17 protein-coding genes and 1 pseudogene are annotated in these 24306 nt (G+C 54.1%); 11 read left to right on the top strand and 7 right to left on the bottom strand.

Annotated features, from left to right (window positions below; genetic code table 11):
* Nucleotides 1–15 precede the first annotated feature (15 nt).
* The 6 genes from trpS (at nt 16) to C7123_RS09500 (ending at nt 7637) form a co-directional block, all read left to right on the top strand.
* Nucleotides 16–1008 (top strand): tryptophan--tRNA ligase, encoded by a 993-nt coding sequence (gene trpS, locus C7123_RS09475; RefSeq protein WP_037981414.1) that lies wholly within the window; start codon nt 16–18, stop codon nt 1006–1008.
* Nucleotides 1009–1119: 111 nt separating this feature from the next.
* A complete protein-coding gene (locus C7123_RS09480; protein ID WP_069174869.1) occupies nt 1120–1401 on the top strand; it encodes a putative quinol monooxygenase in 282 nt (93 codons plus the stop codon).
* A 118-nt stretch (nt 1402–1519) separates the two neighbouring features.
* Nucleotides 1520–1909 (top strand): hypothetical protein, encoded by a 390-nt coding sequence (locus C7123_RS09485; protein WP_069174870.1) that lies wholly within the window; start codon nt 1520–1522, stop codon nt 1907–1909.
* 561 nt (nt 1910–2470) lie between these two features.
* Complete coding sequence (locus tag C7123_RS09490) at nt 2471–4633, top strand: putative porin (protein ID WP_069174871.1); 2163 nt, start codon at nt 2471–2473, stop codon at nt 4631–4633.
* 71 nt (nt 4634–4704) lie between these two features.
* A complete protein-coding gene (locus C7123_RS09495; protein WP_083206811.1) occupies nt 4705–5832 on the top strand; it encodes a transporter substrate-binding domain-containing protein in 1128 nt (375 codons plus the stop codon).
* A gap of 560 nt (nt 5833–6392) precedes the next feature.
* Entirely contained in the window at nt 6393–7637 is a 1245-nt protein-coding gene (locus tag C7123_RS09500) for a metallophosphoesterase family protein (RefSeq protein WP_083206812.1), read from the top strand.
* A gap of 101 nt (nt 7638–7738) precedes the next feature.
* Here C7123_RS09500 and rlmB read toward each other — a convergent pair whose 3' ends face one another.
* The 6 genes from rlmB to C7123_RS09530 all read right to left on the bottom strand — a co-directional run bounded on the left by rlmB (nt 7739) and on the right by C7123_RS09530 (nt 13641).
* Complete coding sequence (gene rlmB / locus C7123_RS09505) at nt 7739–8476, bottom strand: 23S rRNA (guanosine(2251)-2'-O)-methyltransferase RlmB (protein WP_037981345.1); 738 nt, start codon at nt 8474–8476, stop codon at nt 7739–7741.
* 55 nt (nt 8477–8531) lie between these two features.
* Entirely contained in the window at nt 8532–10193 is a 1662-nt protein-coding gene (recN, locus tag C7123_RS09510) for a DNA repair protein RecN (protein WP_069174874.1), read from the bottom strand.
* A 477-nt stretch (nt 10194–10670) separates the two neighbouring features.
* Nucleotides 10671–11666 carry a relaxase/mobilization nuclease domain-containing protein gene (locus tag C7123_RS09515; RefSeq protein ID WP_069174875.1) on the bottom strand — a complete coding sequence of 332 codons (996 nt, stop codon included), beginning with the start codon at nt 11664–11666 and terminating at the stop codon, nt 10671–10673.
* Complete coding sequence (locus C7123_RS09520; protein WP_069174876.1) at nt 11650–12054, bottom strand: plasmid mobilization protein; 405 nt, start codon at nt 12052–12054, stop codon at nt 11650–11652. The genes C7123_RS09515 and C7123_RS09520 overlap by 17 nt, the downstream gene beginning before the upstream one ends.
* Before the next feature lie 265 nt (nt 12055–12319).
* On the bottom strand, nt 12320–12685 hold the full coding sequence (locus tag C7123_RS09525) for a DUF3408 domain-containing protein (RefSeq protein WP_069174877.1): 366 nt from the start codon (nt 12683–12685) through the stop codon (nt 12320–12322).
* Between the two features lie 5 nt (nt 12686–12690).
* Nucleotides 12691–13641 carry a toprim domain-containing protein gene (locus C7123_RS09530; RefSeq protein ID WP_069174878.1) on the bottom strand — a complete coding sequence of 317 codons (951 nt, stop codon included), beginning with the start codon at nt 13639–13641 and terminating at the stop codon, nt 12691–12693.
* A gap of 533 nt (nt 13642–14174) precedes the next feature.
* Between C7123_RS09530 and C7123_RS09535 the strand changes: the two are divergent.
* From C7123_RS09535 to C7123_RS09555, 5 genes and pseudogenes are all read left to right on the top strand, one after another.
* Nucleotides 14175–14328, top strand: a pseudogene (locus tag C7123_RS09535) (helix-turn-helix domain-containing protein); the annotation flags it as partial.
* A 93-nt stretch (nt 14329–14421) separates the two neighbouring features.
* Entirely contained in the window at nt 14422–14841 is a 420-nt protein-coding gene (locus tag C7123_RS09540) for a DUF6769 family protein (protein WP_069174879.1), read from the top strand.
* An 81-nt stretch (nt 14842–14922) separates the two neighbouring features.
* On the top strand, nt 14923–19260 hold the full coding sequence (locus tag C7123_RS09545) for a CusA/CzcA family heavy metal efflux RND transporter (RefSeq protein WP_069174880.1): 4338 nt from the start codon (nt 14923–14925) through the stop codon (nt 19258–19260).
* A 5-nt stretch (nt 19261–19265) separates the two neighbouring features.
* Nucleotides 19266–20435, top strand: a complete 1170-nt coding sequence (locus C7123_RS09550; protein ID WP_069176327.1) for an efflux RND transporter periplasmic adaptor subunit — start codon at nt 19266–19268, stop codon at nt 20433–20435.
* A gap of 560 nt (nt 20436–20995) precedes the next feature.
* The gene (locus C7123_RS09555) at nt 20996–22879 is read left to right on the top strand and encodes a heavy metal translocating P-type ATPase (RefSeq protein ID WP_069174881.1); all 1884 of its coding nucleotides are present in this window, start codon (nt 20996–20998) and stop codon (nt 22877–22879) included.
* 206 nt (nt 22880–23085) lie between these two features.
* On the opposite strand, the gene C7123_RS09560 is transcribed toward C7123_RS09555, so the two are convergent.
* Entirely contained in the window at nt 23086–24294 is a 1209-nt protein-coding gene (locus C7123_RS09560) for a site-specific integrase (protein WP_069174882.1), read from the bottom strand.
* Between the last annotated feature and the right edge of the window lie 12 nt (nt 24295–24306).

Here is a 24306-nt window from a genome sequence, read left to right on the forward strand (position 1 = left end):
ACTGAAGAAAAGAAACTGGAGACCGTCGTGAGCGGTATCCGCCCCACGGGCAATCTGCATCTGGGCAACTATTTCGGAGCCGTCAAGAGCTTTCTGCGCATGCAGGACGAGTATCGCTGCTTCTTCTTTATTGCCGACTGGCACTCCCTGACCACCCACCCGCGCCCCGTCGACATCCGGCGCAGCGTCCGCACCATCCTCTCCGAATACCTCGCCTGCGGCCTCGACCCCGACAAAGCCGCCATCTATATCCAAAGCGACGTCCATGAGGTGCTTGAGCTTTACCTCTACCTCAACATGAACGCCTACCTCGGCGAGCTCGAGCGTGTCACCACCTTCAAGGAGAAAGTCCGCCAGCAACCCGACAACGTCAACGCCGGTCTCCTGACCTATCCTACCCTCATGGCCTCCGACATCCTCATCCACCGTGCCGTCAAGGTGCCCGTCGGCAAGGATCAGGAGCAGAACATGGAGATGGCCCGCAAGTGTGCCCGCCGCTTCAACATGATCTACGAGACCGACTTCTTCCCCGAGCCTGCCTCCTTCCACCTTACTGAGCGTGCCGTCAAGGTGCCCGGCCTCGACGGTTCCGGCAAGATGGGCAAGAGCGAAGGCAACGCCATCTATCTCGTCGATGACGAAGCGACGATCCGCAAAAAGGTCATGAAAGCCGTCACCGACTCCGGCCCCACCACCCCTGACAGTCCCAAACCCGAGCCCATTCAGAACCTCTTTACGATGATGGAGATCGTCTCCTCTCGCGACACCTACGACTTCTTCAACGACCAATACAACCGTTGCGCCATCCGCTACGGCGACATGAAGAAGCAGCTCGCCGCCGACATCAACGCCTTCTGTGCCCCCATCCGCGAACGCATACTCGACATCGCCGCCAATGAAGCCTATCTCGACAAAGTAGCTCGTGAAGGCGCAGAGAAAGCGGCAGAGAGCGCCTCGAGTACCATCAAGGAAGTTCGCCGAATCATCGGCTTCAGAACTGCTCCGTAATACGTTCTGGGGCACATGGCGTGAAAAAATATTTGCGCATACCGATACGCCGTATGCCGATTCGTCTACTTTTGCGCCGCTCTTTCAGAGCAAATAATAAGAGAAAAGAAGATGCATAAACAGATCATCATAGCACGCGCCCGGGTGAAAGTCGGCAGAGAGAACGCTTTCATCGACTCCGCAAAGAAGCTGGCCGATATGGCACGCACTGAGCCCGGTAACCTCTGCTATTCCTTCTATCGCTCCGTTACGGAGCCAGAGAACTTCATCTTTTACGAGGAGTATAAGGATGCCGTTGCGGTAACTGCCCACGCCTCATCAGAGGCCTTCAAAGCCTTTACTGAAGCGGTAAGAGAGCTGCTGGATGGCGATTTAATCGTGGATAAATACTAAGCAAATAGCCCGCAAGGCGTCACTCTTATTTGGGAAAAAAAACGTTTTTCGTGTTGCGAAACATTTTTCTGCTACCTTTGCGGCGAATTAGACCAATCAGATTTTAAATTCAAACGAGATGAAAAAGATTTCAATGTTTTTGGTGGCTTCGGCCATGGTAATGATGGTTGCTTGCAACAACAAGAGTGCAGCAACTGAAGGTGAAACGACAGATTCTACGGCTGTAGAAGCTCCGGCTCCCGCAGCTGAGGCCGCTCCTGCTGAGGGTGGAAGCGCATTCGATCAGTATCTGAGCCTTGTTGACGAGATGCTTCCTCTGTATGAGAAGGCAGCTGCCGGTGAAGCTGAGGCTAATCAGAAGCTGGCAGAGCTGGGACAGAAGATGCAGGACTTGGCTCCGAGTCTTCAGAACGAAGCAGCCAACCTGACACCGGAGCAGACGCAGAAGTATCAGGAAGCTATGCAGAAGCTGGCTGAGGCCGCTAAGAAAGCTCAGGAGAAGAAGTAAGTTCTACCCTTATTTCTGGCAAGAAAATGAAGAAGGCAATCCGCGTAAGCGGGTTGCCTTCTTGTCGATATATACCTCTGCATAGTGGTCACAGCTAGGGCAACCGCATCAAAACCATACCTACGTCCCAGTCGTCCCAGTCGTCTGCTTATCTACGGAGATCCCACCCACACGTGGTTCTGCTTTCCGTAGGGGTACAGACATTAAAACCACGCGTGGTTCTGCTTTCCGTAGGGGTACAGACATCAAAACCACGCGTGGTTTTGCTTTCCGTAGGGGTACAGACATCAAAACCACGCGTGGTTTTGCTTTCCGTAGGGGTACAGACATCAAAACCACGCGTGGTTCTGCTTTCCGTAGGGGTACAGACATTAAAACCACACGTGGTTCTGCTTTCCGTAGGGGTACAGACATTAAAACCACGCGTGGGTGGGATCTCCGTAGGGCCGTGGAGAGTAAAAAAGCGCCTCAGGCCCGCAGCTATTTGGGTGCGGTGGCCTTAGAGTGGTCAGCCCTGCCACTCAGTGTGATACAAAGCAGTCTCTATCTTTGGCGCCCGAAATGAAGTACAGCATATACACCTTCACCTTCCTCTTGGGAATCCTGTATATCACGGCCGTATCCGCGCAAGATCGCACTCGGAGCCGGGGCGATCGCGGCGGGCGTAGATTCTCACTCGCTATGCGTAATGCCGCTCAAGCAGCCGATAGTCTCCTTTCCCCAGACAGCGCGCGCATCGGTGTCGCGCGTATCAACGCCTACCGTCTCACCGATAAGCTCGGCGATCCATACATCGCACCGATGGATACGGACAGACTCAACACCGCAGATCATACCCTGATGGAAAGTCGGAGTCTGGCGGGTGCATATACGGCTAATATGGGTGCACCGTTCCAGTCTCGGATCTTCAGCGAACGGTCCGAGGCGCGCGATTTCATCTTTGCTGACGCCTTCGATGGAGATATTCTCACGCCCACGAACGCCTATTTCTATGACGTTAAAGTGCCCTACACCAACATCCTCTACACCCGTGCCGGCGGATCGACCAAACGCGAGGAGCAGCTGCGTGGTGTCATCACCGGTAACTTCGGGCGGAAGATCAACTTGGGCGCAGATTTCAACTACACCTACAGCCGTGGCCAGTACACCTCGAATAACAACAAACTGCTCTCCTACCGCCTTTTTGGCAGTTATCGTTCGGACCGTTACGAGGCTTTCGCCCACATCCGTAACCTGAATTTCGTTACCAACGAAAACGGTGGCCTGACTGACGACCGTTACATCACCGACCCGGACAATTTTGAGGACGGTCGGCGTGGTATCGACAGCAAATCATTCCCCACGCGATTCACGGAGACCTATAATCGCCTGCGCGGCCGCGACTTTTTCCTCACGCACCGCTATAATCTCGGTTTCTATCGGCGCATGACCGCCGATGAGGCCGATCGCAAACGAAAACGTGACGAGCGACGAGAGAAGATCCGTCAGCTGAACGCGGAGAAAGAGGGCACGACCGACGTGCGGCCTCTCACTCCTCGGAGTCAAGATGATGTGCCAGACGACGACGGTGGACTTCACGCGGACGAGGTGTTCGTGCCTGTCGCGAGCATCATCCACACCTTTGAATGGGAGGATTTCCGTCGCCGATTCATCTCCAACGACGCGGGGATTGACACCTGCTACACCCATCGATTCGATACGACCACGGCACATCCCGACGATCTCCAGTCGGCCCGTACGTTTCGCAACACATTCGCCCTCTCTCTTCGCGAGGGCTTCCAGAAATGGGCGCAAATAGGCCTCACGGCCTATATCTCCTTCGAAAATCGACGCTTCGAAATGCCCGGTGACACCGCGCGTGGTGTCTTCCAAGGGCGCACGAAGACCGACGAATACGCGGCCTTCCTTGGTGCTGAACTCTCGCGCACCCGTTCCGAGTGGCTCACCTTCCGCGCCCGGGGAGAGTTCGGTCTGCTCGGCAATGACATCGGTGAAATCCGCCTCATGGGGCATGTCGCGTCCCGTTTTCGCGTCTTCGGACGTGAAGCGTCGATCCGTGCCGAGGGCGCATTCCAAAATCTCAGAGCACCTTTCTATCAGCGCCACTTTCACAGTCGATACTTCATGTGGGACAACGATTTGCACAATACGCAACGTATCTATGTAGGTGGTGTGGCCGAGTGGGAACAGACGCGCACCCGCATTTCCGCCGGCGTGGAGAATGTCACGAATTATGTCTACTTCGGCACCGACGGCCGACCGGCCCAGCACACCGGTAGCCTCCAAATTGTCACCGCACGTCTCCGCCAGGACTTCCGTTACCGCGCCTTCGGCTGGGACAACGAGATCATCTACCAGGCGACTGGCCACGATGACATCGTTCCGCTGCCCCGGCTTGCACTTTACTCCAACGCCTACGTCGTCATTCACCCCGTGCGTGTCCTGACCCTCCAACTTGGCGCTGACGTTCGCTATTTCACCGCCTACCATGCCCCTTATTACGAGCCCGCGACCCAGCAGTTTCAGAATCAAACCGAGATAAAAGTGGGCAATTACCCCCTCATCAACGCCTACGCCAATTTTCACCTGCGCCAAGCGCGCTTCTTCGTCATGGCCTATAATCTCGGCCGCCTCTTCACCGACCCGCGCTACTTCTCCATGCCCCATTACCCGCTCAATCCGATGGTCATCAAGCTTGGCATTGCTGTGACCTTCAACAATTGAGGCGTGCAGAGGGCGCGCACCCCATACGACCCATTCTTTTTGTATTTCACCCCCGCAACCGTTCATAAAAAATGAGAACTCGCAGAATGCTTCAAGTCTACATCGGACTTCTCCTCGTAGCCGTAGGCACGATGGGCCTTATTGGTGTCTATCGCGCTATGAATAAGCGCACGGAGGTGGTGCGCGATTATGCTGACATCCGTCGTGAGGGCATCCTCCGCTTCGTGGCTGAATATGAACGCCCCGGGAGCTATGTGGCTGTCGATGACACGGCGTTGCAAGGCTTCCAGTACGAGTTGAGTCGTGCCATTGCCCGTTATGCTGGGCTCGAGATGGAGATGCACTTCGAGATGAGCCTCGAAAACAGTTTCGACGGGCTCCGTGATGGGCGTTACGATATCGTCGCTCGCAATTTGCCCACCACCGACGAGCTGAAGGCTGACTATTTCTTGACCGATCCCATCCTGACAGACCGTCAGGTGCTCGTGCAACGGCGCGATACGGCCCGCCTACTCCGTAACCAGCTCGATCTCGCGGGCCACACCATCGTCGTACCCCGTGAATCCCCCGCCATCTTGCGGTTGGAGAATCTCAGACGCGAGATGGCCGACACGTTCCGCATCGTTGAAGATCCGCTCTATTCGTCTGAGCAACTAATCGCTATGGTTGCGGCTGGCGACATCGATTACACGGTCTGCGACCGCCGTGTGGCCGCTGCGGCCCTCGAGCTCTACCCCGAAATCGACATCAATACCGACATCGGTTTCACGCAACTCCATGCCTGGGCCGTCCGTAGGACCTCACCCGTGTTGCGCGATAGCATCAACGCTTGGTTTGCCCGCATGCACGCCGATGGCACCTTCGATCGCATCCTCCGGAAGTATTACCCCGCCGAGGACGCTGCGACTGACAGATCGTCAGCTAAGAAGGACGGCGTGAAGGCCGTCGCACCCGTCGGGACGAAGGCCACGCCCGATCAGGCAGCCCCATCAAAGACGAAGGCAGCAAAGTCAAAGGCTAAGTCGGCCCGACAGAAAGCGAAATCGACGAAGTCAAAAGCCAAGTCGGCCCCGTCGAAGACGAAAGTCACAAAGTCGAAGTCCGGAGCGGACCGACAGAAGGCGAAAGCGACAAAGGCCAAGTCGTCCAAGGCCAAAAAATCCACCTCGAAACGTACCCGCACCAAGCGTAAGGGGTAAACTGGAAATGCCTGCAACAGGAATGACCATTGAGACGCCATCGTGTCGCACGATGGGACCAAAATGGTCGTTGAGACGCCATCGTGTCGCACGATGGGACCAAAATGGTCGTTGAGACGCCATCGTGTCGCACGATGGGACCAAAATGGCCATTGAGACACCGTCGTGTCGCACGATGGGACCTAAATGGTCGTTGAGACGCCGTCGTGCCACATGATGATCGAACTATCACGACATGTAAGCCTCAAAAAAAGGACAGATGAAGGCTTCGCGTTCCTTAGCGGGAGGTTCGGATCGAAGCGACAAAATGGCACACGAGGAGCAAGACCATCATGTCGTGATTTTTAGCTTTTTACTTTGCTGGCCAGGTCTATTTTTGCGCGCCGAAAATGGCCCGCAGTAGAGGTGGTTCGGTCGCGTGGCTGTGGACACGGGTCGGACTACCGATGCAGCGGATGCTCACCGCGCACCATCACACTACACGATAAATGAAAATGAACAAGCGCCCCACACACGCGGCAACGACGGCGTGAGGGACCCCAAAACAAACTGCTAAACAGATGAACATTAAATGGATGCTACTCTCCTGCGCGTTATTGGCAGGGCTCACCTCGGGCTGCGAGGAAAAAACGGAAGAGGCACCACCGCGCAACTCTTACGAACTGAATCGGCGCAATAGCGCGAGGCTCCTTTTGGGTATAGCGACGGATCTGATGCGAGAAGATCGGTTTATCCTGGTGCACATTTCCGACGCGCACCTCTCGAGCTGGTCGAGCAACAATCCGTGGCGCCGTCCGGAGAATCTGATCGAGGCTGTCAACTTTGTCAACCGTCCGCCGACCAAAGTGAACGCCATGGTTGCCACGGGCGACTTCATTTCGAACTCGCCAAAGACACCCCGACAGACGGCCTTGGCCTATCTGAGCGCCTTTGCCACCCATTACTTCAACGCGAACCTCGTCCCCTCCTTCGTTTGCACCGGCAACCATGACGGTAACATGATCAATCCCGCGCCCGAGGAGTGGATCACCCGCGAGGACTTCTATTCCGCCGTCACCGCGAGGATCAACTACCCCGTCTATACCGACGGGCGCAGCAACTATTACTACACCGACCTGCCGGACAGCCGTGGCGGCCGGATCAGAATCATCGCCCTCGACGAGATGGATCGTACCTACAACGCCGAGAACACCCAGCGCATGGCGGTATACTCCCCGCGCCAGATCGAGTGGCTCACGCACGTGGCGCTAAAGCAAGGAATGACGGCAGGGCATAGCGTGATCGTCCTCTTGCATCATTCGCTCCCCTCGGACAACGCCACGGCGCGCCGTTACATCGCCAACGAGCACGTTTATTCGTGGTACATGATCCCGGAAATCATCGAAGCCTTCCGCAGCAAAACCCACTTCCAGAAGCGATACCCGAATAAAGTCGTCCCCGGGGATACGCTCACCGTGGATGCCGATTTTACCCAGGCACCGGGGGAATTCATTTGCTATATGGGTGGCCATGTTCATACCTATTTGAATTACGAAGTCTCGTGGATGTCGAACATCAACCGTGCGCTGCCCAAGCAGCAGGTGCTGGTGGCGAACAACATGTCGCCGTCGGAAAAGAATCCCCTGTCGCCTATCGAACGTCAGCCGCGCGGCACCCAGAATAATACGTTCAACATCTACGCCATCGACACGCGGGAGAAGATGATCTATGTCACCTTTTTCGGCGCCACCTTGTCCTATTACCCCCGCGTGATTACCCTCAATTACGGCAACGCGCCCATCAACGATCTCACGAAGGGGAAGTAAGACAGCTTCTTCTAACCAGTAAGCCCTGCCTGCGAAGCCCTGAGGTGTGAATACCTCGGACTTGGCAGGCAGGGCTTGTCGTTTCTGCGCCGCGGTGCAGCCTATCCACGCTGTCGCAGGGCCTCGTAGAGCAGTACGCCGGCGGCCACAGAGACGTTCAGGGAGGCGATTGTTCCGCGTTGTGGGATGCGCACCCACTCGTCGCACAGTTTGAGGTGCGCGGGCGCCACTCCTGTGTCCTCGGCGCCCATCACGATCGCCGTGGGACCGGTATACGTGATGTCGGTGTACGTCGTGCTCGCTTTTTCGGTGGCAGCCACCAGGCGCACGCCGCTGTCGCGCAGGAATCGGAGGGCGCTGTGTAGGCTCCGCTCCCGACAAACTGGGACGACGTTGAGTGCTCCGGCTGACGCCTTCATCGCGTCGGCCGTGGCGGAGGCGCTCCCCTCGGTCGGGATCACAAGCGCGTCGACGCCGACACATTCACACGTGCGCGCGATGGCTCCGAAGTTGCGGACGTCGGTCACCCCGTCGAGCAGGACATATAAACCGTCGCGCCCCTGCTCATAGACCGCGGGGACGATGTCCTCGATCCGTTGGTAGGTGATTTCAGCCACGAACGCGATAACGCCTTGATGGTTTTTTCGGGTGATCCGGTTGAGGCGCTCCACAGGAACGTGTTGCACGGGGATCAGCCTGCCGCGCAGGAGGTCGTGGAGCTCGCGGAGGAGCTCGTTACCCTGTCGATCCTTCTTGATGAGGATTTTATCGATGTCTCGCCCGGCTTGCAGGGCCTCCATGACGGCGCGAGTACCGAAGATGATGTGGTTGTCGGTCATTTTGTCGGAAATAATAGGGAAGTAGTATCTGGTGGATAGGTAGGCTGGGAAATGCTTATTTCATGTCGAGAAGCTCTCGTGCGTTGGCGATGGCTGCATCCGTGAGTGAGGCACCGCTAAGCATGCGCGCGATCTCACCGACACGCTCGTCTGGGGTTAATGGGCGGATGCGAGTCAGGGTGCGATCGGCCGTATCCTCCTTATAAACGTAGTAATGGGCCGCTCCCTTGGCTGCGATCTGGGGCTGGTGCGTGATGGTGATGACTTGCATGCGGTGTCCGAGGGTCTGCATGATGTCGGCCATACGATCCGATATGTCGCCGGACACTCCGGTGTCGATTTCGTCGAATATGATGGCGGGCAAGGCCGCAAATCCCGCGATCATGGCCTTGATACAGAGCATGAGGCGCGAAATCTCTCCGCCTGAAGCGGTCTGCGCCACCGGACTGAGGGCTTCGTTCTTGTTGGCCGAAAAGAGGAAGGCCACCTCGTCCATACCGTCCGCCGCGGGACGGGCGCGCCGGGTGAAGTCGATCCGAAAACGTGTGTTGGGGACACCCAGCGTGCGCATCCGCTCCGCAATTTCTCGCTCGACACCAGCCGCCGCCTCGGTGCGGCGCCGTGTGAGCGCGTCGGCCTGGGTCAGCACGTCTTGCAGAGCCTCGTCGCGCTCGCGGGTGAGGGCTGCAAGGCGTTCGTCGAACGAATCGATGGCCGCGAGACGGGCCTCGAAGTCGGCCTGAAGGCTGAGGAGCGCTTCGACAGACTCCACTCGGTGCTTGCGCTGCAAACTGTAGATGATGTTCAGACGATCATTGACGTACGTCATGCGCTCGGGATCGAAGTCGACATCCTCCTTGAGGTGATCGATATCCGCGTACAAGTCTTCGAGATCAAGCCTTGCGGTGCGGATCCGCTCGGCGTAATCGGCCGCTCCCGGCAGGTAGTCCTTGATTCCCTCCATCAGCCCGAGCGCCTCATGCAGGCGGATCAGGGCCCCCGCGTCGTCGTCGCCCAGCATGCTCGCGGTGCGGAAGAGTGCTTCGCGGATCTCTTCGGCATGCGACAACGTCTTCAGCTCCTCCTCGAGCTCCGCTTGCTCACCCTGCTTGAGTCGCGCGGTCGTCAATTCCTCGACTTGGAAACGGAGATAGTCCTCGTTCTGATTATTTCGCTCAGCGGCATCCTTTAGCTCGTCCAGCCGGCTCTCCGCGTCGCGGTAAGCCCGGAATCGCTCGGCGTACGCACGCTGAAGATCCACCGTTTGCGCCATCACGTCGACCACGTTGAGCTGAAAACGCGTGTCGGCCAGAAGCAGGTTCTGGTGCTGGGAGTGAATATCAATGAGATGCCCACCCAGCTCCTTGACCGTGGCCAGCGAAACGGGCGTATCGTTAATGAACGCGCGTGACTTGCCCGTTGCGCTCAGCTCGCGACGAAGTAGGCAGGAGGTGGGATCATATTCGAGGTCATTTTCTTGGAAGAACGCCTCGAGGCCATAGGCCGAGATGTCGAACTCGGCCTCAATAACGCACTTGTCGGCTCCCGCGCGTGCGCTTTTGGCATCTGCACGCCCGCCAAGGACGAGTGCGAGTGCGCCGAGGATGATTGACTTGCCGGCGCCGGTCTCACCGGTGATGACGGAGAAGCCTTGATCGAAGGTGATATCCAGTCGGTCGATGAGCACAAAGTTTCGTATGTGAAGCGATTTAAGCATGAGGGCTATGTGAACTAAAAACTAATAGTGATGATCTAAAAATGTGTGTTTTTGAGGGAGAAACACGAAGCGAAAGTCTGAAAATTCGGGGATTTTTGGCCGATCCATAGGCGAGGGCCTCAAAATGAAGTGTGTTTTGGAGCCGTTCCTCGGGATATTTAATACCCTTCGGAACGTGGTGAAATACCGTTCGGAGGTGGTCATAATCACGTTCCGAACGTCATTAAATATGGTTCGGGAGAAAACTATTTAGAAATATCCCTCTGTAAAAGAAGAAGTTAGTCGGTCGTAGACATTGGATAGGTAACGAAGTAGAAACGAGCGAAGCGCTTGGGGTTGCTAGAATCTGCACAAACAAAGGGCGCTTGTCATTTGAGGGTGCAATGTTACTATGACTATTTGAAAAACAGGCGTTTTTGATGTAATTCTTTCGGTTTGGGAAAGGTCGGGATGGATGGAGCGGATGAATGTCAAACATCATATCCCCCTCCCTCGCTTCTTCTTTTTCCCGGTTTGGTTTCTTAAGCGCCGTTGCCATGCGATCTCGGCGTAGTCTGCGCCGTGTGTCTGTAGAGCTGTGACCTCTCCAGTCTTCGAAAGAAGGCTTTCCGCGGTGTCTAAAGCGGTGTTTACAACGGAACCTGTGACTTGTATGATAGAGGTACTGTCTTTCGTAGGGCTCATGGAGGAATGGGCGAAGGGGATGATGGGCTTCTGCGCATTGCCGATTTCGAACTGTTTCGGCAGGGTGCGAAAACCAAACTCACGACCGATCTCGGAGGCCTTGAAACTGTGCTCGCCGTAGGTAAACTTCAGCCCGTAGACTTTGCCCTGTTTGTTTTTCATGCGGTCGATCGTGACGCCGCTTTGGTGGAGTTCGTAGAGGAACATGGAGTGACCCGACAAGCCTTTTCCGCGGTGTTTGTCCAGTAGGGTGTAGCAGATGCTCCGCACTTGTTGCTTCGTGCGGTCTCTTGCCGGATTGGCTTGGGCTTTTCGATGCGGTCGCGCGGAGTGGACTTCGTTGGCGATGGTCAGCCCGTACTTGCGGCTGAGTTCTTCGGCCACTCTCGCCGCACGATTGCTCACGAATGTGGTGTTGTAGGCCTGCCCACCGAGACTGATCCGATTGGCGATGATGTGGATGTACAGGTTGTCAGTGTCCTTATGCGTGACGGACACCCATTGATGGTCGTCCAGCCCCATCTGCTTGGCAAAGAGCAGTGCGAGGCGGTTCAGGGTCTTGAACGTCATCTGCGGCTCGTCCTGCGGGGCGATGCCGATCTCGATGCGCAGGAACTTGTTTTTGCAGCGACTGTTGTAGTCGCCAATCAGCCTCATCTCCTCGTGGATCTCCTTTGGCGTTTCGCCACAGAGGTTGTGGAGGGCGAGAAGCCGGCCGAGCTTTCCCTCGCGAAAGATGTACTCCAGCGCGTTGCCTCCGTGTGCGATGGCCTTACACTTTGCGATCATGGTCTTCAATATTTAAGCGCTTAAATACCTCCTCGGGGACCCGATAGCGGGAGCTGAAGAACCGCTTAAAAGCGATCTTGGCATAGGTGGCGAGTGCCTTCGTCGCGTCTACCCAGGAGACGTCCTTGACCTTAATCAGGTTAGAAATGTGCGCGTAGAATAGCGCTGTCTGACGGAGGATGGCGAGCGCTTCCTTCTCGTTGTCACCCATCGGAGGGACGGCGATGACGGATCCACCCAGTAACATCTCGCGGCAGTAGTCGGAGTATTTCCGCCCCGCGTTTGTGGCTCTCGAACGGATCCGCTCCTTCTCCTCGGCCGTGCATCTGACCTTGATAAAGGCGGTCTTGTTCGGCTTCTTGTCTTCCTTTTGGGGGTGTCTTTTCATGTGGATAGGTCTTTTCTGTGGTACTTATTCTATGGTTCGGGCCGATGAGAACGGATGTGATTACGGCCCTCTCCACCGACCGACAGGGGCGGGGGAGCAAGCGCAGTTTGTGGGAACAAACTGACGTCTTGCATTACCGTCGTCACGCTCCGTTACATACCCTATAATGTTTCTTACAATCACAGCTTGCTGTGCATTCAGGCAGTTGTTGATTGCTTGACGTGCTTATCGTTCGTGAACTCTTTGATGAATCTGTGTACTTGGATTACAGCTTTCGCCACTCCTCGATCTCCTCGTCGTAGTCTTCCAAATGGGCACGCACGATGCGCTCCACGAAGCTCGAGAGGTTGGCGCCTCGATCTCCCAATCGACGGACAACGAAGTCGGCGCGCTCCTGAGTCGCCCGACTGAGGTAGACCGCCCGACGATCTGTCAGCTTGGCGGGGACGAGGAAGGTCTGCTTGTAAGCCTCCAGCGTCCCTCGTCTCATTTTGGCGCTGATGCGTTTCGGTGTGAGTGCACTCTCGGCATGCACGGATTGCCCGGATGGCTCTGCTTCCTGTGGATGCGTTTCTCCCAAATAGACGTCGAGAAACTCCCGATCTGCTTTGTTGGTGTCTTTCTCTTTCATGGTTGCTATCTCCTTTTTAGTTTGATTGTGTGGGTTGGTTTGGTTGTGATTGGAGCTTGTCCATGTTGTTCTCGTAGGCGACGGATGCGGTTGACATGGAATTCGTTGAGATCCTTGCATCCTTGGTAGTGTACGGCCATGTCTTCCACCAGAAACCCAGCTTCGATGAACGTGCCCAAGGTTCGCCTTCCAGCGTCGTCATTATCGAGGAACGCACGAAGGACCGTGATGTGCCGCTCGCGCAAGTAACGGATGCACCGCCCGACATTAGCCACAGAGTTCATCACGAGGCAATGGTTACCGACCTTTTCTTTCATTGAAAGGAAGGAGAGGAAGTCCATGAAGCCTTCGAAGAGGCAGACTGGCTGCCGCCTGTCGGGAAAGATGGGTGTAATGTCCTTCGGCGCTAGTGTACCCTTGAACAGCCCGGTGCCCCGTAGTTCGTAGCCGCCCGAGGCATTGGCAAAGCCGATGACTTCGTACTCCCGTCCCCTCACTTCGTAGCGGACGCATCGGAGGAAGGGCCAGGCCCGACCGAGGTCGATACACCGCTCTTTTGTCAGGTAGTCTTGCAAATGTGGCGGAAGGTCATCCGATATGCCGATCAATTTTCTTCCTCCGTCTGTTCTCTCGGGGCTATGAAGGTGGGATTCCGTCCGCGGGTAATCGCTCGTCGTGCGACCGAAAATCATCTTCCCCAAACAGCGGATGGCCTCCGGAAGGGTGCACCCCTCGAGCCGCATATAGAGGTCAATAATGCTACCTCCACGGCCCTCGGAATAGTCGATCCACAGGTTCTTCTCGGTGTCTACCTTGAAGCTGGGGTGGCGTTCATCCCGCAATGGTGAACGGTACATTGCATAGGCCGCCAGCCGTCGGACGGGCGTGATGCCTTTACTTTCCAAGTACGCCGTGATGGGGTACCGCCTGATGGTCGATAGGTTTTCTTCTTTCATACTGATCAAACATTGAGATGGGGAATGAAATGGTGTGGTGTTTTATTGGAATGCAAGTGATTTAAGATCAAACGCCCGTACTTTTTGGCTTCTTCTTACTACAAACTACAATCGCCATAATCGACTGTTTCCCAATAGCATCCATGCAAATCGAAGTCACTACGCGGCTGACTACATGTTGCTACTACAGATTTGAAGGAGGGGAGTTCAGTGATCCACTGAAGTCATTTATGTTGCTTCTATCTGCCTGTTTGGTTGGTTTGGATGAGTTTTCGGGGGGTGAAAGTGTGATGAGCATCCCCGGCATCCAAGCATGCAGCGCATTCCGGCATGATGTTGCGTCTGTTTGCTGCCGATTTCTTCAGAGAATAGGCTTTGCAAGGAAGTGATTCGCCCATCCGATAAGACAAAATGGCATTGAAAGGAAAAGAGCTTAGAGACGATTCGCAGGTTGATATCTGCATTCAAATGCCGCTGTTTTCCGAATGAACGGCAGCTGCACCCATGCTATGCCAGCCATTTCCTCACTGTTTTGCGAACGACTCTACATCAGCCCTCGCACTTTGCAGGATTATCGCGATCGAAAGATCATCCCCCTACACGCAGTTCGCCGGTAAGATCCTTTACAAGGTCTCGGATCTTGAAAAGATCTTGGAGGAGGATTACAAAGGGAGAAGCTCCTTATGAACAACCGTCCAAGCGAATAGAGGATTCTGCAAATAATATGCAATATCAGCATGTTACATCGGACAGATGAGATCAAATCGTCATCTTTGCAACGTGATAAGGAAAAAGGCATATTTATTCAATCTGTGGCTGGCAACACTGTTGGTGCTGTCAGTTACTTTTTTGCCTCATCACCACCATTTGAAAGCGGTGTGCTTTACGGAGGAAATCTGTGATGTTGACGGTAACATCAACGATCAGCACACGGCACATCACGCTACAGAGCAGGAATCAAACTCAGAAGACTGCTCTATTGACCAAATCAAGCAAATATTTATAGGAGAAAAGGGCCTGCAACAACTCAAGCAGGCTGTTTCACAACAGGCACATATGCTGTATGCTGTGGTATTGTCCATTCTCGCAATACCTCAAGCCGACGTTTCACCTTATGAAAAAGCATTCCAAGAGCCGCTAATCCGCTTTTTAGATTGTTGTATTTCATCGGGTGGATTGCGTGCACCTCCCATACTGTAATTATATCTCGTTGTTTTTCTCGGGATCTGCAAGAAGCGGATTCCGGCAATTTCACACACATATAATTCACAGTATAGAAACATGATCAATCGAATTATTTTCTTCTCCATCAAACATAAGTTTTTGGTGGTGCTGCTATTAGTTGCCATTATTGGAGGCGGCCTTTACTCGATGAGCACCATCAACATCGACTCAACACCGGATATTACCAACAATCAGGTGCAAGTCATCACTGTATCAGAAAATCTTTCTGCGGCCGATATAGAGCAGTTTGTCACTTATCCAGTAGAGCTGGCCATGTCAAATCTGCCGGGCGTAGAAGATATTCGTTCTGTTTCCCGTTTCGGCCTTTCGGTCGTTACGATTGTTTTTAAGGATGATTTCGGGACTTATCTTCCACGACAGTTGGTTCAAGAAAAACTCGAAGAAGTCCGCGCAGATATACCCGAAGGATTCGGCACACCCGAAATGGGCCCCATTACTACAGGACTTGGCGAAATCTATCAGTACACGCTCGTACCCAGGGATTCGGCCCGATATACAGCACAAGAATTACGCACAATGCAAGACTGGCTTGTGAAGCGGCGCTTATCCATGCTCCCCGGCGTAGTAGAGGTCAATTCGTTCGGCGGAAGTGTAAAGCAATACGAGGTGTCCCTTAATCCGGAAAAGCTCAAAGCAATGAGTGTAAGCATTAGCGACGTGTATGAGGCCTTGAGCCGCAACAATGCCAATACAGGCGGTGCATACATTGAGAAGAACCATATGGCCCACTTTATTCGAGGTGAAGGCTTGGTGAAGTCATTAGACGATATAAAAGACATTGTCGTAAAGAACAACAACGGCCGACCGATGCTCATTCGCGACATAGCCGACAAGGTGGATTATGGATCACAGGTCCGCTATGGCGCATTTACGCAAGATGGGCGAGAAGCTGTGGGTGGAATGATACTGATGCTCAAAGGAGCTAATTCAGACAAAGTGGTAACCGCTGTGAAGGAAAGGATGAGGCAAGTACAAAAGTCCCTTCCGTCGGACATTGAGCTGAAACCTTTCCTCGATCGATCCAATCTGATAGGCCGCACCACAAGCACCATCGCTCGTAATCTGATTGAAGGTGCGCTCATTGTCATCTTTGTGCTCGTCTTATTGTTAGGCAGTGTACGCGGCGGAATCATCACGGCCTCTGTCATACCACTATCACTGCTTTTTGCTTTCATTTTAATGCGTGTCTTCGGCGTATGGGCCAACTTGATGAGCCTTGGTGCCATAGACTTCGGCATTATAGTGGACGGCGCTGTGATTATTGTCGAAGGCGTTGTTTTCGAAATAGAGTGCCGCATTCGTCAGCAGCAAGATTCCCTTAGTCGCACGGATATGGATGAGATCAGTTATAAGGCCTCTTCCACGATGATGCATTCCGCATTCTTCGGTCAACTCATCATCCTCATTGTGTTTACCCCTATTTTATTCCTCGCCGGCGTAAGTGGAAAGATGTTTGCGCCTATGGCTTACACCTTCTCGTTTGCTGTACTGGGTGCTCTCATACTTTGCCTAACGTATGTGCCGATGGTGTCTTCATTATGGATGAACCCTTCAAGCCATGCGGATAGTTATATGGCACGTGCAGAACAAAAATTAGAGCAGCTGAGCAATCGTTTTATCGGGGCCATAATCCGTGTTTACAGGCCGATGCTTACCTTCGCTTTGCGGCATAAACGGAGTGTTATTCTCTCCGCCATAGGACTGTTTGGGGTGGCTGTCTTTGTTTTCTCGAAAATGGGTGGAGAGTTTATTCCCGAGCTGGATGAAGGAGACATTGCCATGCAAACGTTTCTGCGACCGGGCAGCTCACTTTCAGAGACTATTGAAAGGGAGAAAGAGGTGGAAAGGCTTTTGTTAAGGAGCTTTCCGGAGATCAAGACCGTATGTGCCCGGATCGGTGTGGCTGACATCCCCACGGACCCAATGGGCTTTGATTATACAGACAGCTTTATCATCTTGGAAAAAGATAGGAGCAAGTGGACATCAGCCAAAAGCAAAGAAGAGCTGATAGAAAAGATCAAGGCGAAACTGCAAACGTTACCCGGACTCAATTTCGCTTTCTCTCAGCCCGTAGCGCTCCGTTTTAATGAGTTGCTGACCGGGGTACGCGAGGATGTCGCGGTAAAACTTTACGGTGATGATCTCGAACAATTGAATAAGCTGGGCGAACAGATGGTAAATATCATCAGTAAGGTGCCGGGGGCAGGTGATGTGGCTCTTGAACGCACAGCCGGACTACCACAGATCACTGTAAAGTACGACCGTCGCCGCTTGGCTCAGTACGGGTTGGAGGTAGATAAGCTCAATCGCTATGTGAGTGCAGCCTTTGCAGGAGGTCCGGCCGGAGTCGTCTTCGAGGGTGAAAAGCGCTTTGACCTTGTGTTACGCTTGAGCGATACTTATCGCAAAGGCATCGACAATCTGAGGTATCTGTTCATCGATCTTCCTGACGGTAGACAGATTCCGCTTGGTGAGGTGGCCAACATCAGCTATCAATCAGGCCCTATGCAGATCTCGCGCGACCAGGCTTCGCGCCGCATATATGTTGGGGTGAATGTTCGTGGGCGTGATGTGGCGTCAGTGGTGGCCGACATACAAAAGCAATTAGAGAGACAGCTCGAATTGCCTCCCGGCTACCATCTGACCTATGGCGGAGAGTTTCAGAATCTACAAGAAGCTAAAGAGCGCCTGGCCGTTGTACTGCCAATCGCCTTATCGCTCATTTTCTTGCTCCTCTATTTCGCTCTCAATTCGCTTAAGCAAAGCCTGATGATTTACATGGCTGTTCCGCTGGCCACGATAGGCGGTGTTTTTGCTTTGGCCTTACGGGGAATGTCTTTCTCCATCTCGGCCGGTGTTGGCTTTATCGTGTTGTTCGGTGTGGCTGTGCTTAACGGACTTGTGCTTATCAATCGTTTCAACGCTCTCAAACAAGAAGGTGTGACCGACATAAATAGAAGGATCATCTTGGGTACGAAGGAGCGCATCCGCCCTATTTTACTCACAGCTACGGCGGCCATGCTGGGCTTCTTGCCGATGGCGGTGTCTGCTTCTGCCGGTGCAGAGGTGCAGCGTCCGTTGGCTACGGTTGTAATCGGTGGCCTTTTTACAGCCACGTTACTCACGTTAATCATCGTCCCTGTGCTATATGCTTTGGAAGAGAAATCGGGGCGGCTATCGTTCAAACGGTCGCTTCCCCTTACGCTGTTAATCATAGCATTTGGGGTAGGTGCTCCCGTCCAAGCCCGTTCTCAACAGAAAGTAGATCTCAAACAAGCCCTTGTGTTGGCCGAGCAGTATTACCCGACGATGAAAGCTGCGCAATTGTCCGTAGATCATGAAACGGCGATGAAGGCCGGCGTAAACGACATTGGGACGACCGAATTCTCTGCCGGTGCAGACGAAATCGGTAGGGGAAATGAGGGCACTTTCACCCTGCTCAGTGTGCGGCAAAACCTTCACTTTTTGGGTAACAAGGCGCGCAGTCGCCATCAATCTCAAATGGTGTCCACGGCCAGCGCTGCGGCAGAACTCACCCGCAAGCAGTTGCAGAAGAGGGTCAGCCAGGCCTATGTCCAAGCCTATGTCGCCGGCCAACGAATGGAGGTTTATGCGACAATAGACTCTATCTATGGTAGCTTTGAAATGGCGGCAAAAGCGAAATACGATGCCCGAGAAACCTCCTATCTGGAATACCTCACGGCCAGGAAGAAGGCCATACAGACGGCTGAAGAAAAGCGGCAGGCTGCAGATGACTATCGCATAGCCGTGATGCAGCTCTCGCTGTGGTTAGGCGATGGTGTCTACGAGCCGACGGTTGCCCCGGAAGAGCCTTTGCAGGTCGCGGATAGAGACAGCGTAGCCGATAGCCCACTGTCGAGACTTTACGCCGAGAAAGTGAAGCTGGCAACTGAGAATATCTCTTTGGAAAAATCGAAATCACTCCCCACGTTCTTCGTAGAAGGAGGAACGAAAATGATGGGAAATCGCATGGGCTATTGGAGCATCGACGTCGGGGTGAGCGTTCCCCTGTTCAGAAAGTCTTATCGGGCACGGGAGAAGGCAGCACGCATCGAGCGTGATATGGCTACGGCTGACTTCGAGGCGGCTCAAATAGCACTCCGCGCAACGGAGAACAGCCTCATGGCACAGTATCAGAAGTGGAAACGTTTGCTGATGTATTATCATCAAACGGCCTTACCCACCGCACGCGAGCAGCAGAAAGGGGCCGCAGCGGCTTATCGCTTAGGGGCCACCGACTATATCGGATTCATTCAGACTATGGGCGATGCCGTCCAAACAGAACTCGACTATTGGACGGCCTACGAACAGTTACTTCAAACACAAATCGATTTACAATATCTCAACCTATGACGACAATGAAAAAGAAAGCATGCTTATATATCGCCGCAGCCCTGCTCGTAGCATCATGCGGCACAAAGAATGAACAGGAAGAAGGCCGAAGCGAGGACTTGCCCGAAAAGAACACCGTGGAGCTTACCGACAAACAAATGCAACAGCTGAACATCACGACCGGTGCATTGGCCGATCACACCTTTGCCGGAACCATTCAAGCAAGTGGGCGGCTCACCACCTCGCCGCAAGGCGAGGCTTCGATAGCGCCCAAGATGGGGGCCAATGTGGAGCGCGTGCTGGTCAGGGAAGGGCAAGAGGTGACGAAGGGGCAAGTGTTGGCCTACCTGTCTCATCCAGACTTATTAGAGATCCAGTCGCGTTATCTCACGGCGGTTAACCGTCGCGATTATCTCAGTAAAGAGTACCAGCGACAAACTCAGATGATGGACGAAAAGGTAGGCGCCGGCAAAGACTACGACAGAACAAAATCGGAACTGCAAATCATCAACAGCGAGATTCGCATGCTGACGACACAACTGCAACAATTGGGAATCGCACCCTCATCCCTAAGGGCCGGAAAGGCAGTCTCGGCCATTGCCGTAACCAGCCCCATAGCCGGAACCGTGGAGCGGATCGATGTGGAGACGGGGCAGTATGCCGCCCCTGAAACGCCTATGATGAGAATCATAAACACGCAAAGCCTCTTCGCCGAATTGCAGGTCTATCAGAGCGATCTGCCCCGATTGCAAAAAGGGCAAGAAGTCGATCTGCAGGTGCAGGCTGCCGGAGATGGAGGAAAGGTCTTCAAGGGTAAAATCTACGCCATCGGGAAAACGTTTGACAGCAACATGCAGTCCGTCCCCGTAAGGGTGGATATGGATGGGGCTAAGGATGCACTCATCTCAGGTCTCTATGTGGAAGCGCAAATTGCAGCAGGCGTTTCGACGATGAAAGCTGTACCGGCAGAAGCCGTGGTGGATGAAGAGGATAAGTCGTACATCTTCGCGGCGGTAAGAGTCGGTGACAAATGGACGTTTACCCCCATTGCTGTGACGAAAATCAAAGAAGAGAATGGCATGGTGGCAGTAAAGCCCGTCCAAGAAGATTTGAAGATGGAGGGAAGAACGGTGGCTCTTTCTGGGGCTTACTATCTACTCTCCGAAATGAAAAAAGGAGAGACCGGCGAGGAGTAGCAGAGGCGATAAAGCCTTCCTTTCCTCGATGGGGAAATGGCCTCTCCCGAAGGTTGGACCCATTTCCTCAGTCGGGAAATGACCTCTCCCGAAGGTTGGACCCATTTCCTCAGTCGGGAAATGGCCTTTCCCGAAGGTTGGACCCATTTCCTCAGTCGGGAAATGGCCTCTCCCGAAGGTTGGACCCATTTCCTGACTCGGGAAATGGCCTCTCCCGAAGGTCGGACCCATTTCCTCAGTCGGGAAATGACCTCTCCCGAAGGTTGGGCCCATTTCCGAGGCTCGGGAGTGGCCTCTCCCGAAGGTTGGGCCCATTTCCGAGGCTCGGGAATGCCCTCTCCCGAAGGTTGGACCCATTTCCGAGGTTCGGGAATGCCCTCTCCCGAAGGTTGGACCCATTTCCGAGGCTCGGGAATGCCCTCTCCCGAAGGTTAGACCCATTTCCGAGGCTCGGGAATGGCCTCTCCCGAAGGTTGGATTCCTTTGAGGCTTGGGGAAGAAGGTGGCTGGCATACGTCGAATCATTACTGCATAAGAATTGCATATCCAATCACATCATCATGATAAAGAACAAGAAATTACAGCGAATCATCCTCTCCGCACTCCTACTCATCGCAGCCGTGGCGGTGGAGAGAAACGCCGTGTTGCCCGTATGGCAACTACTGTTGATCTACTTGCCTTCCTACCTGCTCGTGAGTTACGACATCTTGGCTGAAGCCTGGGAGGGCATTATGGAACGAGATCCATTCAACGAACATCTGCTGATGAGCATAGCTACGCTTGGCGCTATGCTGATCGGCTTCCTGCCCGGCGCCGAGCCGGAGTTCACCGAGGCTGTCTTTGTGATGCTCTTCTTTCAGGTGGGCGAACTGTTTGAAGAATATGCCGAGGATCGCAGCCGACGCTCCATCGCCGAGCTGATGGACATCCGTCCGGATACGGCCACGGTGGAGCGTAACGGTGTAACCGAGGCGGTGCACCCCGAGACTGTAGCCGTGGGAGAGCTGCTTGTGCTGCGACCAGGAGACAAAGTGCCGATGGACGGCATCGTCATCGAAGGGACATCAAGCCTGAACACCGTGGCGCTGACGGGCGAGAGTGTTCCGCGCACAGTGGGCCGCGGCGACAGGGTCATCTCGGGCTGCGTCAATGTCAGCGGAATGATCAAGATGCGGGTGGAGAAGAGCTTCGGCGAATCTACCGTCTCCAAGATCATTCGTCTGGTAGAAAGCGCCGGAGAGAACAAGTCGAAGAGCGAAAACTTCATCACCCGTTTTGCGAAGGTCTATACTCCCATCGTGGTCTATATCTCTCTTGCGCTGGCCATCCTGCCGCCACTGCTCTCGGGCGACTTTGTAGCCGTCTTCCCGCTTTGGCTGAATCGCGCACTCACCTTCTTAGTTGTGTCCTGCCCCTGCGCCTTGGTGCTATCCATCCCTCTGACCTTCTTTGGTGGCATCGGTGGGGCTTCGCGACAAGGCATCCTTATCAAGGGCGGAAACTACATGGACACGTTGGCCAAGGCGGACACGGTGGTGTTTGACAAGACGGGCACCCTCACGCGGGGCGTGTTCAGCGTAAACGCCATACACCCCAAGGCAATCAGCGATCGGGAGCTGCTCCATTTAGCCGCTCACGTAGAGCGTTTCTCCACGCACCCCATCGCACAGTCGCTGCGTGAGGCATACCCCGAAGAGTCGGACGACTGCACGGTGAAGGATGTGGAGGAGATAGCCGGACATGGCATCCGCGCTCAAGTCAATGGCCGCAGCGTGAGCGTGGGTAACACGAAAATGATGGACAGCATTGGCGCCCAATGGCTGCCTTGCAAGCTGATAGGTACAATCATACATCTGGCTGTGGATGGCACATACATGGGGCACATCGTCATCTCTGACGAGATCAAAGACGACGCCAGCGAAGCCATTGATGCGCTTAAAGCCTTGGGCGTACGAAAGACCGTCATGCTTACCGGCGACCGCAAAGAGGTGGGTGAGGATGTGGCCAAGCGGATCGGAATCGACGAGGTGCAGACCGGATTGTTACCGGCCGATAAGGTGAGCCACCTTGAGCGATTGATGAAGGAGAAGAAAGCCGGAGGCAGTCTGCTCTTCGTCGGCGACGGCATCAACGATGCGCCTGTACTAGCCCGTGCGGACGTAGGCGTGGCTATGGGTGCCCTCGGATCGGACGCAGCAGTAGAGGCTGCCGATGTGGTATTGATGGACGATCGTCCGTCGAAGGTGGCAGGAGCCATATCCATCTCTCGCAAGACCATCGGTGTGGCCATGCAGAACGCATGGTTTGCTATTGTGATCAAGGTGCTCGTACTCCTTTTGGCCGGATTTGGCATCGCCACGATGTGGATGGCCGTCTTTGCAGATGTCGGCGTCACCGTCTTAGCCGTGTTCAATGCCATGCGGACACTGCGAGTGAAGAGTTGAATCTCTCTCTCTACACAAAGGCATATCACATGAAAGAGGAATGAAAAAGAAGGGGAGTAAGGTGTAGTCAGAATGGTTTCATCTATCCTGACTACACCTCAACCCCTCTTCTTTCACTGTATTACCCCCATTGTAGTCATGTAGTAAGATAGAATCAGTGAAAGGGAAAAAGTATGCCGTTTTACGTTAGACAGCCGTCCTAGGAATCACACTGAAGCCGCTTGTTGCTTTTGGATCAGCTTGTCCATGTCTTCCGAGATCTTTTTGTCCGTCACCTGCGCATAGATCTGCGTGCTGGAGATGGAGGCATGTCCCATCATCTTGGCGATGCTCTCTATCGGGATGCCTGCGCTGAGCGACAGGGTTCCGAACGTGTGGCGTGCCATGTGGAAAGACAGTCGTTGCCTGACGCCACACGCCAGTCCCACAGTACTCAGTTTGCTATTCATCACACTGCGGCTGCAACTGCGTGGAAAGATAAGGTCCTCGCCTTTTCCTTTCACCGCCTGATTCTCCCGGCATCTGCTAAGGATCTCCTCCGCGATCGGATGTAGCGGCACGACAGACTCGACTTTTGTCTTCTGCCGTTCCTTGCGGATATACCTCCCGCCATCGGCAGCTGTTTGAATGTGCGAGAACTTCAGGCGTTCCATATCCGCAATGGCCAGTCCGGTGAAGCAGGAAAAGAGGAACATCTGCCGGGCCTGCTCTGCGTCCCTGTCGTTCACTTTCAGCGCCATGAGCTTGGCCACGTCGCTCTTTTGCAAGAATCGAATCTTCCTTTCCTCTTTTTCATAGGTGACATCTTCAAAAGGATGGCAGCGGATGACTTTCAAGTCTACCGCACGATACATCAATCGACTCAATCGGCAGAGGTGCTTGTTCATGGTCGATGCCGCCAAACCGCGTTTTTTGAGAAAGAAGCGGAAGTCCTCAAACAGATCTTCCGTAATGCCTACGAGGGGGATGTCTCGCCCTCCGTTTTCCTTCATGAACGCCCGAAGCAGCTTGTCCGAATAGATCAGGTTTTGGTAGGTGCTTTCAGCTTTCGACTTGCCTACGCATGCCTTCACAGATTGCAGTTCCGCCTCGCTCATGGCCAAAAGGGTGGTCGGTACGGCGGCAACGCCCTGCAAGCGGTTCTTGAGCAGTTCTGCACTGACTATGCCGTCCTTCGTGAGCATTTCCGCGTAAGTCTTTTCCACAAGCTCCTTGAACGCTGCGAGGCGTTGGTTGATTTTCTTTTCGCCGGCTGTCCCCTGTCTGCTGTTCCATTCGGCCGGCAGACATTCCTCACCTGTGGTAATAGCTGTGCTCCTACCATCGATAGTGACGCGGCAAAAGATGGCTGTCTTGCCGTCTGCTTTTGTCTTCTGCCTGTTGATGTAGAACAGGATCTTGAATGTACTTCTCATGTTGGTCTGTGG

This window comes from Tannerella serpentiformis, assembly GCF_003033925.1.
GTDB lineage: Bacteria > Bacteroidota > Bacteroidia > Bacteroidales > Tannerellaceae > Tannerella > Tannerella serpentiformis.

Excerpts from the sequence above, each read along its gene's own strand:
- C7123_RS09480 (WP_069174869.1), top strand. The coding sequence starts at position 1,120 with ATGCATAAACAGATCATCATAGCACGCGCCCGGGTGAAAGTCGGCAGA.
- C7123_RS09485 (WP_069174870.1), top strand. The coding sequence starts at position 1,520 with ATGAAAAAGATTTCAATGTTTTTGGTGGCTTCGGCCATGGTAATGATG.
- C7123_RS09490 (WP_069174871.1), top strand. The coding sequence starts at position 2,471 with ATGAAGTACAGCATATACACCTTCACCTTCCTCTTGGGAATCCTGTAT.
- C7123_RS09495 (WP_083206811.1), top strand. The coding sequence starts at position 4,705 with ATGAGAACTCGCAGAATGCTTCAAGTCTACATCGGACTTCTCCTCGTA.
- C7123_RS09500 (WP_083206812.1), top strand. The coding sequence starts at position 6,393 with ATGAACATTAAATGGATGCTACTCTCCTGCGCGTTATTGGCAGGGCTC.
- rlmB (WP_037981345.1), bottom strand. The coding sequence starts at position 8,476 with ATGACCGACAACCACATCATCTTCGGTACTCGCGCCGTCATGGAGGCC.
- recN (WP_069174874.1), bottom strand. The coding sequence starts at position 10,193 with ATGCTTAAATCGCTTCACATACGAAACTTTGTGCTCATCGACCGACTG.
- C7123_RS09515 (WP_069174875.1), bottom strand. The coding sequence starts at position 11,666 with ATGATCGCAAAGTGTAAGGCCATCGCACACGGAGGCAACGCGCTGGAG.
- C7123_RS09520 (WP_069174876.1), bottom strand. The coding sequence starts at position 12,054 with ATGAAAAGACACCCCCAAAAGGAAGACAAGAAGCCGAACAAGACCGCC.
- C7123_RS09525 (WP_069174877.1), bottom strand. The coding sequence starts at position 12,685 with ATGAAAGAGAAAGACACCAACAAAGCAGATCGGGAGTTTCTCGACGTC.
- C7123_RS09530 (WP_069174878.1), bottom strand. The coding sequence starts at position 13,641 with ATGAAAGAAGAAAACCTATCGACCATCAGGCGGTACCCCATCACGGCG.
- C7123_RS09545 (WP_069174880.1), top strand. The coding sequence starts at position 14,923 with ATGATCAATCGAATTATTTTCTTCTCCATCAAACATAAGTTTTTGGTG.
- C7123_RS09550 (WP_069176327.1), top strand. The coding sequence starts at position 19,266 with ATGAAAAAGAAAGCATGCTTATATATCGCCGCAGCCCTGCTCGTAGCA.
- C7123_RS09555 (WP_069174881.1), top strand. The coding sequence starts at position 20,996 with ATGATAAAGAACAAGAAATTACAGCGAATCATCCTCTCCGCACTCCTA.
- C7123_RS09560 (WP_069174882.1), bottom strand. The coding sequence starts at position 24,294 with ATGAGAAGTACATTCAAGATCCTGTTCTACATCAACAGGCAGAAGACA.